Source organism: Pseudomonas sp. ANT_H12B, assembly GCF_008369325.1.
Classification (GTDB): Bacteria; Pseudomonadota; Gammaproteobacteria; order Pseudomonadales; family Pseudomonadaceae; genus Aquipseudomonas.
Window position 1 is genome coordinate 1 of record NZ_VOBI01000026.1, and the last position, 17,857, is coordinate 17,857.

Below are 17,857 nucleotides of genomic sequence, written 5' to 3' on the forward strand. Positions count from 1 at the left end.
ACCCGCGCTACCGGAACAGTAGTCCTGCACTGCTGCCAGTTTTACTTGCTCTGTGTACTTACCCATGACACCCCCAAAGGTTGTGTTCAACCTTTGGGGGTCAGTTCACTCCGCGTGGGAACGATCATCCCGCCAGGCTTAGTTCATCTCCGCTTCAACCCGATCCCGTCCCGCCTGCTTCGCCGCGTAAACGCCTGAGTCCGCTCGCAGCAACAGTGCATCCGCGCCCTCTCCGACTCGCCAACTGGCAATCCCGAAACTCGCGGTCACTGTCCCGACGTCTTCGATCGGTGAGCTGCGTAACGCTTGCCATAACTGCAAGGCCAGGGCATGGGCATGCTCGCCGTTGATATCCGGGCAAAGCACCATGAACTCCTCGCCGCCCAGGCGACAGAACACGTCGGTGCGCCGCAGCCGATGGCCGATGCACTCGCACACCGCCCGCAACACCCGATCCCCCACCGCGTGGCCATGCTGGTCATTGATGCGCTTGAAATGGTCGATATCGAGCATGATCACCGACAACTCGCCGCCACCGCGCTCGACCCGGGCCATTTCGGTGGCCAGGCGTTCCTGGAAATAGCGACGGTTATGAATCCCGGTCAAGGAGTCCGTCACCGACAGTGCCCGCAGCTCTTCTTCCACCCTTTTCAGGTCGGAAATGTCCGAGATGTAGCCGTGCCAGAGCACCCCGCCACCGGGCAGCTCCTCCGGCGTCGCCTCGCCACGAACCCAGCGCAGGCCGCGCAAAGGCAGCTGAACGCGGTATTCCTCGCGCCAGGGGCTGAGGGTGTCCGCCGACGCCCGGATCGACGCACGGACTCGGGTGGTGTCCTGGGGATGGATCCGCGTGAAAATCACTTCGGCGTTGAACAACAGCACGTCCGGTTCGAGCTCGTAGATCTCGCGAATACCGTCGCTGGCGTAGATCACACTGAAGCGCCCGTCGAATTCCATCTTGAACTGGTAGATCCCGCCGGGCACATGGGCGCTGAGTTTCTTCAGCAACAGGTCCCGTGCCGCCAAGGCCTCGTGGACCCGTTTGCGCTCGGTGATGTCGATACAGATCGCCAGATGCCCGACCCACAGGCCTTGTTCCTCGAGTATCGGGGTTGCCAGCATGTTCACTGCCAAATGGCTGCCATCGCTACGGACCAGCGTCCACTCCCGGGCTTCATGACCGCCTTCCTCGCCGCCCTCGACCAACATCGCCTGACAAGTGGGAATCGGTTTGCCATAACGTGCGCTCAACTCCGCCGAACGCGCCACAAGCTCACGGGGCAGGTGCAGGTTTTCCAGAGTCATATGGCCGACTACTTCCGCGCTGGCATAACCGAGCATCTGCTCGGCGCCGGCATTGAAGGTGCTGATGATCCCGCGTAAATCCGTGGCGATGATTGCCACTTGGGTCGCGGCATTCAATACGCCGCGCAACTGGCCATGGGTGCCGCGCAACTCCTGCTCACGGGCGCGGAGCTCTTTAGTCCGCTGTTCTACCATCTTGACCGCCCGTTGACGCTGGCTGACCAACACATAGAGCAAGGCACTGAGCAACAGGCTGAGCAAACCGCCCATCACCACCAGGCTGGTCACCGAAGAGTGGTTGGCTTGCAGGAAGGCTTTACTGGGCTGGATATCGACTTGATAGTCATGGTCGGCAAGCCGCAGCAGCCGCGTCGTGGCCAACTCACTGGGGGCCGGCGTGTTGGGGGACTCATAAAGCACTTCGTGCTGATCATCTGTGGATAAGTCGAGGATGCGCACCGAAAGGTAGTCACGGCGCGCCTCCGGCAACCCGTCCGCCAGCAACTGACGCATGCTGATCACCGCCATCACATAACCGTATGGTTTCGTTGCGGCCGCACTCGGACTATTGCGCAGCATGACCGGCGCGACCAGCAGCACACCTCGCGCATAGGCTGGCTCGATACTCACCAGGTGCATCGGTTGCGACACCGCCATGCCGCCATGCCGGTCAGCCCGTTCAAGCGTGGAACGACGCAAGGGCTGGGCCAACAAGTCGTAGCCCAGCGGCGAGCCGAGTTTGCTTTGTGTCTGGCTATAGAGCACCACCACGTACTCATCTCGTTCGGCAGCCAGTTGCAGCACGCCGTCGGCATTGAGCTCACGAAGGGTGAAATCGGGCAAACCTTCTTCACGCACCTTGCGTTCAAACTCGGCTCGCTCGGCGCCCGTAACCCGCCGTGCGAACGAGTACGCCTGGGTTCGGTGCAACAGAGGTGCGGTGTAACCGTCGAATTCCCTGCGGGAAACCGAATTGGAATTGGCAAAGAGCCGGCGCAGCCCATCGAGGCGCTGCTCCTGATCTTCGAAGCGTTCTTCGATACGGCTGTAACGTTCACTGGCCAGCAGTTGGAAACGTTGCCGCAATTGATGGTGAAACAGATTCAGCGTCGACCAGGCCAACAATCCCGTGAGAATCCCGCCGACGAGCAATACCAGCAGCGCGACCAGCCAGGCCGAGACATCTTCACTGATAAAACCCAGGATCTTCGGGCGCACGGCGTACAACGACATAGACGCAACTCAAAACGCCAGGTGCGGGAAAGCCCATTGGCCATGAGTTGAGTTATAGCTATTAGCCACTAATTTAACCAGCACAGAAAGAAGCCAAGAGCCTTTAAAAATCAAGGCTCTGTGGATCCAATCAAATTAACTGTCAACGAGCCGTGATTTTCCAGGCACGGTGGATCTTGCCGTTACGGGCAAAGTCCGGGTCGATGGTCTGCGCGGTGATTTCTTCGACCGCGTAACGCTCGGCAAGATTTTCCTCAAGCACGAACTTGCGGAAGTTGTTGGAGAAGTACAGCACCCCACCCGGCGCCAGACGCGCCATGGCCAGGTCGATCAGTTGCACCTGATCACGCTGCACGTCGAAGATCCCCTCCATGCGCTTGGAGTTGGAGAAGGTCGGCGGATCGATGAAAATCAGGTCGAACTCGTCACGGCAGGCATCCAGCCAGACCATCACATCGCCCTGTTCCAAGCGGTTCTTGTCAGAGAAACCGTTCAGCGAGAGGTTACGACGCGCCCAGTCCAGATAGGTTTTCGACAGGTCGACGCTGGTAGTGCTGCGCGCGCCGCCCTTGGCTGCGTGAACACTGGCGGTTGCGGTGTAGCTATACAGGTTGAGGAAGCGCTTGCCCTCGGCCTCTTTCTGGATGCGCATGCGCATCGGCCGGTGGTCGAGGAACAGCCCGGTGTCGAGGTAGTCGGTGAGGTTCACCAGCAGCTTGACGCCACCTTCGTTGACCTCGACGAACTTGCCCTGAGCAGCCTGGCGTTCGTACTGCTTGGTGCCGCTCTGGCGCTCGCGACGTTTGACCACCACGCGGTTTTTGTCGATGTTCAAGGCCTGCGGGATGGCCGCCAGGGCATCGAACATTCGCGCCGACGCTTTTTCCGGATCGATGGATTTCGGCGCGGCGTATTCCTGGACGTGGACCCAATCCTGATACAGGTCGATGGCCATGGAGTATTCCGGCATGTCGGCATCGTAGACGCGGTAGCAGTCAATGCCTTCACGCTTGACCCACTTGCCGAGGGCCTTGAGGTTCTTTTGCAGGCGGTTGGCGAACATCTGCCCGCCTTCGCTCAATCGCGGCTGCTCAATCACCACCGGTGCCGGTTTGATCGGGTTGCCGTTCTTGTTGTACTTCTCGTACTTGCCCGGCACCACGTCGTTGCCTTCGACTTCGACTTCGGCCTGCTCACGCTCGATCTGACGCTGTTCCGGGGTGCGGCGCTCGCCAGTGACGAACTGGTCCGGCGTGACTTTGATCAGCAGCAATTTGCACGGCAAGGCGCCGTTCCAGAACGAATACTGTTTGTGGCTGCGGATGCCCATGCGCTTGCCCAGGTCCGGGGCGCCGGTGAATACCGCGGCCTCCCAGTTCAGGCAGGCCTGACGCAGACGCTCGCCAAGGTTCTGGTAGAGGTAAAGCAGGCTCGCCTCGTCGCCCAGACGCTCGCCGTACGGAGGGTTGCAGATCACCAGGCCTTTCTGGTTCTGGTCCGGACGCGGCTCGAAGGTCGCGACTTCGCCCTGGTAGATCTTGATCCACTCGCTCAAGCCGGCACGTTCGACGTTGTTGCGACCGGGTTGAATCAGTCGCGGGTCAGCTTCGTAACCGCGAATCCACAGCGGTGGCTTGGCCAGACCGGCAGCGGCGCGGGCGGTGGCTTCTTCGTGCAGTTTTTTCCACAGCGCCGGGACGTGACCGAGCCACGCCGTGAAGCCCCACTGCTCGCGACGCAGGTTCGGCGCCATGTCGGCGGCGATCATTGCCGCTTCGACCAAGAACGTACCGACACCGCACATCGGGTCAGCCAGGGCGCCGCCGTCGGCAGCGATGCGTGGCCAGCCGGAACGGATGAGGATTGCGGCCGCGAGGTTTTCCTTCAGCGGCGCCGCCCCTTGCTGCAAGCGATAGCCGCGCTGGTGCAGGCTGTGGCCGGACAGGTCGAGGGACAGAATCGCTTCACCGCGATCCAGACGCAGGTGAATGCGCAGGTCCGGGTTGAGCTTGTCGATGGACGGACGATCGCCCTGCGGAGTGCGCAGTTTGTCGACGATGGCGTCTTTAACTTTCAAGGCACCGAAATGGGTGTTGTCGATGCCCGAGCCGTGACCGCTGAACTCCACGGCCAGTGTGCCGTCATTGAGCATGTGGTCTTGCCACTCGATATCGAGCACACCGTGGTAGAGGTCTTCGGCGTCCTTCATCGGGAAACGCTTGAGCACCAGCAGCACCCGGTTCGCCAAACGCGACCACAGGCACAGGCGATAAGCGGTTTCCATGGTGGCCATGCCGCGCACGGCGGAGGTGTGCTCACGCGCTTCTTCAAGGCCAAGCCCGACGGCTTCCTCGATGAGCAGGCCTTCAAGGCCTTTGGGGCAAGTGAGGAAGATTTCGAATTGGTCGGACATTGGAATTTCAAAGCCTTTAGCTGAGTGGACCGGCAACGCATTGCCGGCCCGGTTTTCAATCAGGCGCTTTTCTAAAAGAGCGCCCGCGTGGCACGAAAGTGTGCCGTCCCACCCTTGCTGCTCAGGTTAGAAGAGCTTAGATGCATGGGCAGATAAAAAAGTTGATGCAACAAAATGTCATAAGTCGACCCTTCGTCGAATAATGCCTCAGCGCAACGCGAGATATTCTCAATAAAGGATTAATACCATCATCCAGTGCAGGGCCGATCATACCGGGGTTTGGCCAATAAACACGGGCAAACATCGTGTTACTTATGGCCATACCACCTGAATGGTTACGTCCTTATGACAAAACGATCATTCCCTCGATGTGACGCATTGGTTAGAAGTCAATACAGGTTGACGTCGCAACGGCGCCAACACCTTGGCTCGCGACGCCGACAGCGAGCCCCAACGGCAGAAGTTTTTTCTGCCAGACCTCAATTGAGGTCGACGCGATAAATACAGTCAACAAGTGAGGGCAACACCCTATGAGAAGACTTAAGCGTGATCCGTTGGAAAGAGCATTTTTGCGCGGATATCAATATGGCGTTGGTGGCAAATCCCGTGAGCTTTGCCCATTTACTCTACCGTCGGTACGTCAAGCCTGGATTAACGGCTGGCGAGAAGGACGCGGCGACAACTGGGACGGTATGACCGGCACTGCGGGAATCCATAGACTCAACGAACTTCACGCCGTCGGCTAACACAGGGCACACACTCCGACACGACAATCTGATTACGTAACGACTTACCACGCACGCCCCATCCGGGCGGCGGGCTCCGGCCCAAGGGCTCCTTCGAGGAGCCCTTTTTTATGCCTGCTCCCCACACATTCCCCTGCTACAAATCAGCGCAGGGCTGCTATTGCGTCTACGGATTCACGAATCAGCGACGGGCCTTTATAGATGAAGCCGGAGTAGATCTGCACCAGGCTCGCACCCGCGGCGATTTTCTCAGCCGCATGCTTGCCTTCGGTAATGCCGCCCACGGCAATGATCGGCAAACGACCCGCCAACTCTGCCGCCAGTACCTTCACGGTGTGGGTGCTCTTGTCGCGAACCGGTGCGCCGGACAAGCCACCCGCCTCGTCACCATGCTCCATACCTTCGACGCCCACGCGACTCAGGGTGGTGTTGGTGGCGATCACCGCGTCCATGCCGGTTTCGATCAGCGCTTGCGCCACTTGAGCGGTTTCTTCATCAGTCATGTCCGGTGCGATCTTGATCGCCAGCGGCACGTGTTTACCGTGACGCAGCGCCAGTTCCGCCCGGCGCGTGGCCAGATCGGCGAGCAGTTGCTTGAGCGAGTCGCCGAACTGCAGGCTGCGCAGGCCCGGGGTATTCGGCGAACTGACGTTGACCGTTACGTAGCTGGCGTGGGCGTAGACCTTGTCGAGGCAGATCAGGTAATCGTCGACTGCACGCTCAACCGGTGTATCGAAGTTCTTGCCGATGTTGATGCCCAGCACGCCCTTGAACTTGGCCGCCGCCACTCGATCCAGCAGGTGATCGACGCCGAGGTTGTTGAAGCCCATGCGGTTGATGATCGCCTCGGCTTCCGGCAGACGGAAAATCCGTGGCTTCGGGTTGCCCGGCTGAGGACGCGGGGTGATGGTGCCGATTTCGACAAAACCAAAACCCAGTTGCGCAAAACCGTCGATGGCTGCGCCGTTCTTGTCCAGACCAGCCGCCAGACCGACCGGGTTCGGGAAGTCCAGGCCCATGACGTGCACCGGCATTTTTGCCGGCGCCTTGCACAGCAAGCCGTTGAGGCCCAAACGCCCGCCCGCGCCGATCAGGTCCAGGGACAGATCGTGGGAGGTTTCCGGGGAAAGTTTGAACAACAGCTGACGGGCCAGGGTGTACATGGGCGGGTTTGACTCTGGGCTACGAAAAGTGGCGGCGATTATAGCCGGGCATCGGGGTTGCAGGCGAGGTGCGAGACAAAATCAGCCTGCGATGGCATATGCCTTGCACCAACATAGGCATCAGCACTCATGCCAACGGCGGGATGAGTCGAAAGACAAAGGCGTCGTCACCCGGCTTTGCTCGCGCGAGGGCCAGGGACGACGCTTTTTTTGGAAGGTGTTTAGCCATGAATGAAACCACAGCGGGCCCACTGGCCTGGGTCAACGGCAGCGATGCCCCGGAAAAGACCGAAATCAACCTCGGCTTCATGGCCCTGAGTGACTGCGCCTCGGTGGTGGTCGCCGCCACGCAGGGCTTCGCCCAACCTTATGGCCTGACCCTGAACCTCAAGCGCCAATCGTCCTGGGCCAATTTGCGCGACAAACTGGTCAGCGGCGAGCTCGACGCTGCCCATAGCCTGTACGGCTTGATCTACGCCGTGCATTTGGGCATCGGCGGAGTGCCCCCCACCGACATGGCCGTGCTCATGGGCCTGAACCAGAACGGCCAGAGCATCAACCTCTCCCACGGTTTGCAAGGCGTGGGCGTGACCAGTCCTGAAGCACTTCACCTGCACGTGCACCAAAGTCGCCCAAAACTGACCTTCGCCCAGACATTTCCTACCGGTACTCACGCCATGTGGCTGTATTACTGGCTCGCCAGTCAGGGGATTCATCCGTTGCACGATGTCGACAGCGTGGTGGTGCCGCCGCCGCAAATGGTCGTGCACCTGCAAGCGGGGCGTATCGACGGCTTCTGCGTCGGCGAGCCGTGGTCTGCCAGCGCGGTGCAGCAGAACCTGGGTTTCACCATGGCCACAACCCAGACCATCTGGCCCGATCACCCGGAAAAAGTCCTCGGCTGCACCCGCGCCTTTGTCGAGCAATACCCGAACACCGCTCGTGCCTTGGTGATGGCGGTCCTCGAAGCCAGCCGCTTCATTGAACAAAGCACCGAAAACCGCCGCAGCACCGCGAAACTGTTGAGTGCCCCCGAATTCCTCGACGCGCCGCTCGACTGCATCGAGCCTAGGTTGCTCGGTGACTACGCCGACGGTCTCGGCAATCGCTGGCAAGACCCGCACGCGCTACGTTTCCATGGCGACGGCGAGGTCAATCTTCCGTATCTGTCCGATGGCATGTGGTTCATGACCCAGTTCCGCCGCTGGGGTTTGTTGCGCGACGACCCGGACTACCTCGCGGTAGCCCGGCAGGTCCAACAACTAGACTTATTCCGTGAGGCCGCTACCGCAGTCGGTATAGCCGCCGGGAGTCAGCAAATGCGCAGCAGCCAATTGATCGACGGCAAGGTCTGGGACGGCTCGGACCCGGCCGGTTACGCCCATAGTTTCAAACTGCACGCCATGAGCGACAGCTCGCACCGATTCGCCAGCCGCTGACAGGAGACCACGACTATGTTGCGTATCCTGCTGATCAACGACACCGCGAAGAAAGTCGGTCGCCTGAAAGCCGCCCTGACCGAAGCCGGGTTCGAGGTGATCGATGAATCCGGCCTGACCATCGACCTGCCCGCACGCGTCGAAACGGTGCGTCCGGACGTGATCCTGATCGATACCGAGTCACCGAGCCGTGATGTCATGGAGCAAGTGGTGCTGGTCAGCCGTGATCAGCCACGGCCCATTGTGATGTTTACCGACGAGCACGACCCCGACGTGATGCGCCAGGCGATCAAGTCCGGGGTCAGTGCCTACATCGTCGAAGGCATTCACGCACAACGCTTGCAGCCGATTCTCGACGTGGCCATGGCGCGCTTTGAAAGCGACCAGGCCTTGCGCGCCCAACTCACCGCCCGCGACCAGCAACTGGCGGAGCGCAAGCGCATCGAGCTGGCCAAAGGGCTGCTGATGAAAATGAAAGACTGCAACGAAGAAGAGGCCTACACCCTCATGCGCCGCCAGGCCATGAGCCGCCAGCAGAAGCTGATCCAGGTGGCGGAGCAGATCATTGCCATGAGTGAGCTGCTCGACTGACTCCCCCAACGAACCGGACGCAGAGCGTCCATGGCGGCATTCCCACCTGAGCGTGGGAACGATCAGTGTGAATGTGGCACATATCTCGCAAAGTAATCACTACAGGTAACCAACGGCGGTTGCCCCACCTACGACAAAGACGTCGCTCACCTCATTTGCCCATGGCGAATCGGGTGGCGGCGTTTTTTTGTTTTGGCCCCAGAGACCGGGGCCGGTGGTGCGGCCGATGCGGCGCCCCACCTGCAAGCTCATGACTCCTTCTCGAGACTACAAACAGCTGAGGTGCGCGATGAATTCAAGCTTCTGGAAATCCGGCCATACCCCGACATTGTTCGCGGCCTTCCTCTATTTCGACCTGAGCTTCATGGTCTGGTACCTGCTCGGCCCACTGGCGGTGCAAATCGCCGCCGATTTACACCTGACCACCCAACAGCGCGGACTGGTGGTGGCCACGCCGATTCTAGCCGGGGCGGTATTGCGCTTTGTAATGGGCTTGCTGGCTGATCGCCTGTCGCCAAAAACTGCCGGTCTGATTGGCCAGGTGATTGTCATCTGCGCCCTGTTCGTCGCCTGGAAACACGGCATCCACAGCTACGAGCAAGCGTTGTTGCTGGGCCTGTTCCTCGGCATGGCCGGCGCATCCTTCGCCGTCGCCCTGCCCCTGGCGTCGCAATGGTATCCGCCGCAGCATCAAGGCAAAGCCATGGGCATCGCCGGTGCCGGTAACTCGGGCACGGTGCTCGCTGCACTGATCGCCCCGGTGCTCGCTGCCGCATTTGGCTGGAGCAACGTGTTCGGCTTCGCCCTGATCCCGCTGATTCTGACCCTCATCGTCTTCGCCTGGTTGGCCAAAAACGCGCCTGAGCGGCCAAAAGCCAAGTCGGTGTCTGACTACTTCAAAGCCTTGGGCGACCGCGACAGCTGGTGGTTCATGTTTTTCTACAGCGTGACCTTCGGTGGCTTCATCGGCCTGGCCAGCGCCCTGCCCGGCTACTTTAACGATCAATATGGCCTGAGCCCGGTCACTGCCGGTTACTACACCGCAGCCTGCGTGTTCGGTGGCAGCCTGATGCGTCCACTGGGCGGTGCACTGGCTGACCGTTTCGGCGGTATCCGCACGCTGCTCGTGATGTACACCGTGGCCGCGATCTGCATCGCCGCGGTCGGTTTCAACTTGCCGAGTTCCTACGCGGCATTGGCACTTTTCGTGTGCACCATGCTCGGTTTGGGTGCGGGCAACGGCGCGGTATTCCAGTTGGTTCCGCAGCGTTTTCGTCGGGAGATCGGGGTAATGACCGGACTGATCGGCATGGCCGGCGGCATTGGCGGTTTCGCCCTCGCGGCAGGCATGGGCGCAATCAAGCAAAGCACTGGCAGCTATCAGTTGGCGCTGTGGTTGTTCGCCAGCCTCGGTGTCCTCGCCTGGTTCGGTCTGCACGGCGTAAAACGTCGTTGGAGAACCACTTGGGGTTCGGCGGCGGTCACCGCTGCCCGGGTGTGAGGGTTGAATGAGCCTGCAACTGAGCTTTGCCGAAGCGAGCGCCATCGGCCCTCGCGAGGAGAATCAGGACGCCCTGCGCCTGGTCACTCCGGCCCCGGCGCTGGCGGCGAGCAAGGGTTACTTGTTCGCCATCGCCGACGGCGTCAGCCAATGCGCCGATGGCGGTCTCGCGGCCCGTTCGACCTTGCAGGCACTGGCGCTCGACTACTACGCCACGCCGGAAACCTGGGGTGTGGCGCAGGCATTGGATCGTCTGCTGTTGGCGCAAAATCGCTGGTTGCAGGCCAATGGCGGTGGGCAACCATTGCTCACCACTGTCAGTGCTTTGGTCATGCGCGGTAGGCGATTTACCTTGGCCCATGTAGGCGATTGCCGGGTTTATCGCTGGCACGCCGACACCTTGCAACGGGTCAGCGAGGATCACGTCTGGGACCAGCCGGGCATGCAACATGTGCTCAAACGGGCACTTGGGCTCGATCAGCATCTGGTGCTGGATTTTCTCGATGGCGAACTGCGCTTGAACGAAAGTTTCGTACTGCTCAGCGACGGCATTTGGGCCGTGCTGGGTGACACTGCGATTGCGGCAATTCTGCGCGACCAACCGGATCTGAACAGCGCAGCCCAAACCCTGGTCAACGCGGCGCATCTGGCCGGCAGTCAGGACAACGCCAGCGCCTTGCTGGTGCGGGTCGATGCCCTGGGTGAAACGAGTATCGGTGATGCATTGATTCATTTGCAGCAATGGCCGCTGCCGCCCGTATTGAAACCGGGCCAGACCTTCGAGGGCTGGCAGGTCGAAGGGATACTCGGTCAGAGCCAGCAATCATTGCTCTATCGGGTTCGCGATGGGCAACAACAGCCCTGGCTGCTGAAAACCTTGCCCGGCGCGCTGCGCGACGATCATTTGGCCGGGCAGGCGTTGTTGTCCGAAGAATGGTTTCTCAAGCGCGTGGCCGGGCGGCACTTCCCTGAAGTCCACGCGGCCAGTCAGCGTCAGCATTTGTACTACGTGATGCGGGAATATTCGGGATCGACGCTCGCAAACCTGTATGAAAAAGTCGGACCGCTGCCTCTGGCTCAATGGCTGGATTTGGCTGAACGTCTGCTGCGGGCCGTGGGCATGCTGCATCGACGGCAGATTCTGCATCGCGATATCAAACCGGAGAATCTGCTGCTGAGCGATGACGGCGAATTGCGCCTGCTGGACTTCGGCCTCGCCTACTGCCCCGGCCTGTCCGAAGATCAGCCTTCTGCCCTGCCCGGAACGCCCAGCTATATCGCGCCGGAAGCCTTTCGCGGTGACACACCGACACCGCAACAGGATCTGTATGCAGTCGGCGTGACGTTGTATTTTCTGCTGACCGGACACTATCCCTACGGCGAGATCGAAGCGTTTCAGCGTCCACGGTTTGGTGCACCGGTCAGCGCCAGTCGCTACCGACCCGACTTGCCGGAATGGATCGCGCAAAGCCTGGAACGCGCCGTTGCGGCGGATCCGGGTCAGCGATTTGAAACGGCCGAAGAATGGTTATTGCTGCTGGAACAGGGCGAGCGGCGCAGTTTGAGCGTGCGACCCAGACCGCTGCTGGAGCGCGAACCGTTGAAGGTCTGGCGGACCTTGGCGCTGGTGTCATTGCTGGTGAACCTGGTGCTGCTGGTTGTGGCGCTCCATTAATGGGCATTGCGCGTTGATTCGGTGCAATAAATCACTGACCTCGGTTTGAGACCGCGACCAACTCCAGTAAATCCGGGTACCGGAAGAACTTGGCACAACCACTGCATTACCTCTCTCACCATACATAAAGCCCAGCCTTCAACGATGAAGGATGCGCTGCCCGAGAGAACGGGACCAGGACAAAGGCGTCCTCGCTAGGCAACTAGCGGGACGCCTTTTTTTGTTTGCGCAAAATTTGTCGAGCAAGACCTGAAAGCCCTGATGAGGCGGGTCTGAGCTCCCCGGAGAATCTGATGAAAAAACTAAAACTGGTGATGATCGGCAACGGCATGGCGGGGGTTCGCACCCTGGAAGAGCTGCTCAAGCTGAGCAATGAGCTGTACGACATCACGGTCTTCGGCGCTGAACCCCACACCAATTACAACCGCATCCTTCTCTCGCCGGTCCTGGCCGGTGAACAGACCTTCGAAGAGATCGTGCTGAACGATCTGGACTGGTACCTGGAAAACAACATCAAGCTGCTGCTCAACCGCAAAGTGGTGCAGATCGACCGGGTGAAACGCCGGGTGATCGCCGAAGACGGCACCGAAGCAGAGTACGACCGCCTGCTGATCGCCACCGGTTCGACCCCGTTCATCCTGCCAATCCCCGGCAACACTTTGCACGGCGTGATCGGCTACCGTGACATCGCCGACACCCAGGCAATGATCGACACCGCGAAAACCCACAAGCACGCGGTCGTGATCGGTGGTGGCCTGCTCGGCCTCGAAGCCGCCAACGGCCTGATGCTGCGCGGCATGCACGTCACGGTGGTGCACATCGGTGAATGGCTGCTGGAACGGCAACTGGACAAAACCAGCGGCCAGTTGCTGCAAACCGCACTGGAGGCTCGCGGCCTGCACTTTCGTCTTTGCGAGCAAACCCAGGCCCTGCACGATGCTGGCAATGGCCGGGTCGGCTCGGTTGAGTTCAAGAACGGCGACATCATCCCCGCCGACCTGGTGGTGATGGCCGCCGGCATTCGCCCCAACACCGAACTCGCGGAAAAATCAGGCATTCCCTGCAACCGCGGGATTCTGGTCAACGACACGATGCAAACCTACGACCCGCGCATCTACGCGATTGGCGAATGCGCCAGCCACCGCGGTATCGCTTATGGCCTGGTCGCGCCGCTGTTCGAACAGGCCAAGGTCTGCGCCAACCACCTCGCCCAACTGGGCTTCGCCACCTACAAGGGCTCGGTAACGTCGACCAAATTGAAAGTCACCGGCATCGACCTGTTTTCCGCTGGCGACTTCATGGGCGGCGAAGGCAGCGAAACCATCACCCTCTCCGACCCCATCGGCGGGGTCTACAAAAAACTGGTGATCAAGGATGACGTGCTGGTCGGGGCCTGTCTGTACGGTGATACGGCAGACGGTGGCTGGTATTTCCGGCAGATCCGTGAGAATCACGACATCGCGCAGATCCGCGATCACCTGATGTTCGGTGGCTCTTCGTCTATGGAGCTGGCCCTGGGCGACGTAGGACATCAAGGCCAGGACAAAGCCATGAGCATGGCCGACACCGCCGAAGTCTGCGGCTGCAACGGCGTGTGCAAAGGCACGATCGTCAAGGCGATTCAGGAACACGGGTTGTTCAGCGTCGACGACGTCAAGAAACACACCAAGGCGGCCAGCTCTTGCGGCTCCTGCGCAGGGTTGGTGGAACAGATCCTGATCAACACCGTGGGCGGCGCGGCGGATGTCAAACCGAAAAGCGAAAAAGCCATCTGCGGTTGCAGCGACCTCAACCACGGCCAAATTCGCCAGGCCATCCGCGAACAACATCTACTGACCATCGCCGGCACCCTGAGCTACCTGAACTGGCGCACCCCGAACGGCTGTGCCACCTGCCGCCCGGCGCTCAACTACTACCTGATTTCCACCTGGCCGGGCGAAGCCAAGGACGATCCGCAATCGCGCCTGATCAACGAACGGGCCCATGCCAACATTCAGAAAGACGGCACTTACTCTGTAGTCCCACGGATGTGGGGCGGTGTGACCAATCCTTCGGAACTGCGGCGCATTGCCGACGTGGCCGACAAATACAACGTGCCGATGGTCAAGGTCACCGGCGGCCAGCGTATCGATTTGCTGGGCATCAAGAAGCAGGACCTGCCGGGCGTCTGGAAGGACCTCGACATGCCGTCCGGCCACGCCTACGGCAAATCCATCCGCACCGTAAAAACCTGCGTCGGCAGCGAGTTCTGCCGCTTCGGCACCCAGAACTCCACGCAACTGGGCATCGAGCTTGAGCACGACCTGTTCAACATGTGGTCGCCGCACAAAGTGAAACTGGCCGTCTCCGGTTGCCCTCGCAACTGTTCGGAAGCGGGCATCAAGGACGTCGGAATTATCGGCGTGGACTCGGGCTGGGAGATGTACATCGGCGGCAACGGCGGGATCAAAACCGAAGTCGCGGAATTCTTCGTCAAGCTCAAGACCGCCGAAGAAGTGCGTGAATACAACGGCGCGTTCTTGCAGCTCTATCGCGAAGAAGCTTTTTATCTCGAACGCACCGTGCACTACCTGCAACGGGTCGGCATGGAACACATCAAGAAAGCCGTGCTGGAAGACCCAGAGCGGCGCAAAGCGCTCAACGATCGCTTGCAATTCTCCTTGTCGTTCGAACAGGACCCGTGGCAGGAACGCTTGGAACAACCGCTGCTGAAGAAAGAATTCGACGTCATCACGGTGAAGAATCTGGAGGTGCCGGCATGAACTGGCTGGATATCTGCGCACTGGAAGAAATCAATGCCCTGGGCTCGCGGATCATCGCCGGTCCAAAAGGCGACATCGCGATTTTTCGTACCAGCGACGATGAGGTTTTCGCACTCGATGACCGCTGCCCGCACAAGGGCGGGCCACTGTCCCAAGGTCTGATCTACGGCAAACGGGTCGCCTGCCCACTGCACAATTGGCAGATCGACCTGGAAACCGGTGAAGCCCAGGCCCCGGACATCGGTTGCGCTCACCATCATTCAGCACGGGTCGAGCATGGCCGGGTGTTGCTGGCCCTGCGGGAAGCAAGCTGATGAACCAGATCACCGCTTCCACCTGCTGCTACTGCGGGGTCGGCTGCGGCGTGCTGATCGAGCATGACGGCGAGCGCATCCTCGGGGTCAGCGGCGATCCGGCCCACCCGGCCAACTTCGGCAAACTGTGCAGCAAAGGCTCTACATTGCACTTGACCGGCGATCTCGCGGCCCGGGCGTTGTATCCCGAGTTGCGCCTGGGCAAAGGCCTGGCCCGCAGCCGCACCGATTGGGACACCGCCCTCGATCACGCCGCCAGCGTCTTCGCCCAAACCATTGCCGAACACGGCCCGGACAGCGTGGCGTTCTATATCTCCGGGCAATTGCTGACCGAGGATTACTACTGTTTCAACAAACTGGCGCGAGCGCTGGTGGGCACCAACAACATCGACAGCAATTCACGGCTGTGTATGTCTTCGGCCGTGGTCGGCTACAAGCGCAGCCTGGGCGCCGACGCACCGCCGTGCAGCTACGAAGACCTGGAGTTGAGCGACTGCGTGATGATCGTCGGCAGTAACATGGCCTACGCCCACCCGGTACTGTTTCGTCGCCTGGAGGAAGCCAAATCCCGCCGGCCGCAGATGAAAGTCATCGTCATCGACCCACGTCGTACCGACACCTGCGATTTGGCTGACCTGCACCTGGCGATTCTGCCGGGCACCGATGTCGCGTTATTCCATGGGATTTTGCACCTGCTGCTGTGGGAAAACTGGGTCGACCGCGACTTCATCAAGGCTCACACCGAAGGCCTGGCCGAACTGAAAAACCTGGTGCGCGATTACACGCCGCAAATGGTTTCGCAGCTCTGTGGCATTGGCGTTGAACAACTGCAGCAATGCGCCGAGTGGGTCGGCACTTCACCGAGTTTTTTGTCGTTGTGGTGCATGGGGTTGAACCAGTCCACCGCCGGCAGTGCAAAAAACAGTGCGTTGATCAACCTGCACTTGGCCACCGGGCAAATCGGCCGCCCCGGCGCAGGACCTTTCTCCTTGACCGGTCAGCCGAATGCCATGGGCGGGCGGGAAACCGGCAGTCTGTCGAACCTGCTGCCAGGCCATCGCGAAGCCGCCAATGCCGAACACCGTGCGCAAGTGGCCGATTATTGGGGCGTTGAGCAACTCCCCGAGAAAACCGGGCTTACGGCCATTGAACTGTTCGAACAGGTGCGCAACGGCAAAATCAAAGCGCTGTGGATCGCTTGCACCAACCCCGCGCAATCAATGCCGGATCAAACCGCCGTGCGCGCAGCACTTGAGGCCTGTCCGTTCGTGGTGTTGCAGGAAGCCTTCCGCACCACCGAAACCGCCGCCTTCGCTGACCTGCTGCTGCCTGCCGCCAGCTGGGGTGAAAAGGACGGCACGGTGACCAACTCCGAACGGCGCATTTCCCACGTTCGTCGAGCCATCGTCGCACCCGGTGAAACCCGCTCGGACTGGGCCATCACGGTGGATTTCGCACAGCGTCTGGAAAAATATCTGCGTCCCGAACAAACCAGCCTGTTCGCTTTTGAAAACCCGTCGCAGGTCTTCGACGAGTACAAGCAATTGACGCGCGGACGTGATCTGGACTTGTCCGGCATCAGTCATGCACTGATCGACCGCCTCGGCCCGCAGCAATGGCCCTTCCCCACTGGCGCCAGCGAAGGCACGGCCAGACTCTATCTGGACGGGATTTTCCCGACGGCCAGTGGACGCGCGCAATTCGTGGCTGACCCGTATCGCGCCGCCAAGGAACAACGCGATGCGCGCTTCCCGCTGACCCTGATCACCGGCCGCCTGCGCGATCAATGGCATGGAATGAGCCGCACCGGCACTGCCGCGCAACTGTTCGGCCACGTCAGCGAAGCGGTGTTGAGTTTGCACCCCGATGAACTGCGTCGGCATCGGCTGCAATCGGGCGACCTGGTCAGCCTGAAAAGTCGCCGCGGGGCAGTGATTGTCGCCGTCGGCAGCGACGACAGCGTGCGCCCGGGTCAAGCCTTTCTGCCCATGCATTGGGGGGACCGTTTCCTCAAGGGCGGGGTAAATGCGCTCACCCAACCGGCTTTCGACCCATTGTCGAAACAACCGGAACTCAAACACAGCGGTGTGCGCCTCGAACCCGTGGAACTACCATGGAACCTTTTCGCACTGGTCGAGGGCGATATTCAACAGCATTTTGAGACGCTACGACCACTGTGTGAGGCGTTTTCCTACGTCAGCCTCAGCCTTGCCGGCCGCGAACGCCCAGCGCTGCTCATACGCGCTGCCAGCGCCGCCGCACCAGATCCAAAACTGCTGCGTGATATCGATCAATGCCTGGCGCTCAATGACGGTCTTGTTTTGGCCTACGACGACCCACGACGCTCCATCGGCAAACGCGTACGGATCGAGAATGGCCGGATCACTGCCATTCGCCTGGCCGGTGAAACACTTGCCCAGCACTGGCTGCAAAGCCTGTGGCTCGAAGGTCGAGCCGATGAACAACTGCGGCGCTGGTTGCTCGCGCCGCTGAGCGCACCGCCGGGTAACGCGGGCACTCCCTCGTCCGGCACCAAAACCCTGTGCAATTGCATGAACGTCAGCCAAAGCGCGGTGTGCGCCGGTATCAGTCGAGGCCTGGACTTGCAGGGTTTGAAACAAGAATTGGGTTGCGGCACGCAATGCGGCTCCTGTGCCCCGGAAATCAAGCGTTTGCTGGCCGTCACTGCGCAGCCGGTCGCCGTCACCTCGTGAG

At 60.5% G+C, this 17,857-nt stretch carries 11 protein-coding genes; 8 read left to right on the plus strand and 3 right to left on the minus strand.

Annotated features, from left to right (window positions below; all coding sequences use genetic code 11):
* Positions 1 to 138 precede the first annotated feature (138 nt).
* Together FQ185_RS27515 and rlmKL are read right to left on the minus strand one after the other, a co-directional pair.
* Entirely contained in the window at positions 139 to 2,538 is a 2,400-nt protein-coding gene (locus tag FQ185_RS27515) for a GGDEF domain-containing protein (RefSeq protein WP_149420178.1), read from the minus strand.
* 142 nt (positions 2,539 to 2,680) lie between these two features.
* Complete coding sequence (rlmKL, locus tag FQ185_RS27520) at positions 2,681 to 4,951, minus strand: bifunctional 23S rRNA (guanine(2069)-N(7))-methyltransferase RlmK/23S rRNA (guanine(2445)-N(2))-methyltransferase RlmL (RefSeq protein WP_149420179.1); 2,271 nt, start codon at positions 4,949 to 4,951, stop codon at positions 2,681 to 2,683.
* Between the two features lie 530 nt (positions 4,952 to 5,481).
* Between rlmKL and rmf the strand changes: the two genes are divergently transcribed.
* A complete protein-coding gene (gene rmf, locus FQ185_RS27525; RefSeq protein WP_003223300.1) occupies positions 5,482 to 5,697 on the plus strand; it encodes a ribosome modulation factor in 216 nt (71 codons plus the stop codon).
* A gap of 143 nt (positions 5,698 to 5,840) precedes the next feature.
* Here the strand turns inward: rmf and FQ185_RS27530 are convergent, their stop codons facing one another.
* Positions 5,841 to 6,860 (minus strand): quinone-dependent dihydroorotate dehydrogenase, encoded by a 1,020-nt coding sequence (locus tag FQ185_RS27530; protein WP_149420180.1) that lies wholly within the window; start codon positions 6,858 to 6,860, stop codon positions 5,841 to 5,843.
* 227 nt (positions 6,861 to 7,087) lie between these two features.
* On the opposite strand from FQ185_RS27530, the gene FQ185_RS27535 reads away from it, so the two are divergent.
* The 7 genes from FQ185_RS27535 (at position 7,088) to FQ185_RS27565 (ending at position 17,856) form a co-directional block, all read left to right on the plus strand.
* Positions 7,088 to 8,299 carry a CmpA/NrtA family ABC transporter substrate-binding protein gene (locus FQ185_RS27535; RefSeq protein WP_149420181.1) on the plus strand — a complete coding sequence of 404 codons (1,212 nt, stop codon included), beginning with the start codon at positions 7,088 to 7,090 and terminating at the stop codon, positions 8,297 to 8,299.
* 15 nt (positions 8,300 to 8,314) lie between these two features.
* Positions 8,315 to 8,890, plus strand: a complete 576-nt coding sequence (locus FQ185_RS27540; RefSeq protein WP_149420182.1) for an ANTAR domain-containing response regulator — start codon at positions 8,315 to 8,317, stop codon at positions 8,888 to 8,890.
* A 289-nt stretch (positions 8,891 to 9,179) separates the two neighbouring features.
* Positions 9,180 to 10,391 (plus strand): NarK/NasA family nitrate transporter, encoded by a 1,212-nt coding sequence (locus FQ185_RS27545; protein WP_149420183.1) that lies wholly within the window; start codon positions 9,180 to 9,182, stop codon positions 10,389 to 10,391.
* 7 nt (positions 10,392 to 10,398) lie between these two features.
* The gene (locus FQ185_RS27550; protein ID WP_149420184.1) at positions 10,399 to 12,066 is read left to right on the plus strand and encodes a bifunctional protein-serine/threonine kinase/phosphatase; all 1,668 of its coding nucleotides are present in this window, start codon (positions 10,399 to 10,401) and stop codon (positions 12,064 to 12,066) included.
* 293 nt (positions 12,067 to 12,359) lie between these two features.
* Positions 12,360 to 14,828, plus strand: coding sequence for a nitrite reductase large subunit NirB (gene nirB, locus FQ185_RS27555; protein ID WP_149420185.1), 2,469 nt, complete (start codon positions 12,360 to 12,362; stop codon positions 14,826 to 14,828).
* Entirely contained in the window at positions 14,825 to 15,142 is a 318-nt protein-coding gene (nirD, locus tag FQ185_RS27560) for a nitrite reductase small subunit NirD (RefSeq protein ID WP_149420186.1), read from the plus strand. Before nirB ends, nirD begins: the two co-directional genes overlap by 4 nt.
* Complete coding sequence (locus FQ185_RS27565; protein WP_178113614.1) at positions 15,142 to 17,856, plus strand: nitrate reductase; 2,715 nt, start codon at positions 15,142 to 15,144, stop codon at positions 17,854 to 17,856. The genes nirD and FQ185_RS27565 overlap by 1 nt, the downstream gene beginning before the upstream one ends.
* Position 17,857 lies beyond the last annotated feature (1 nt).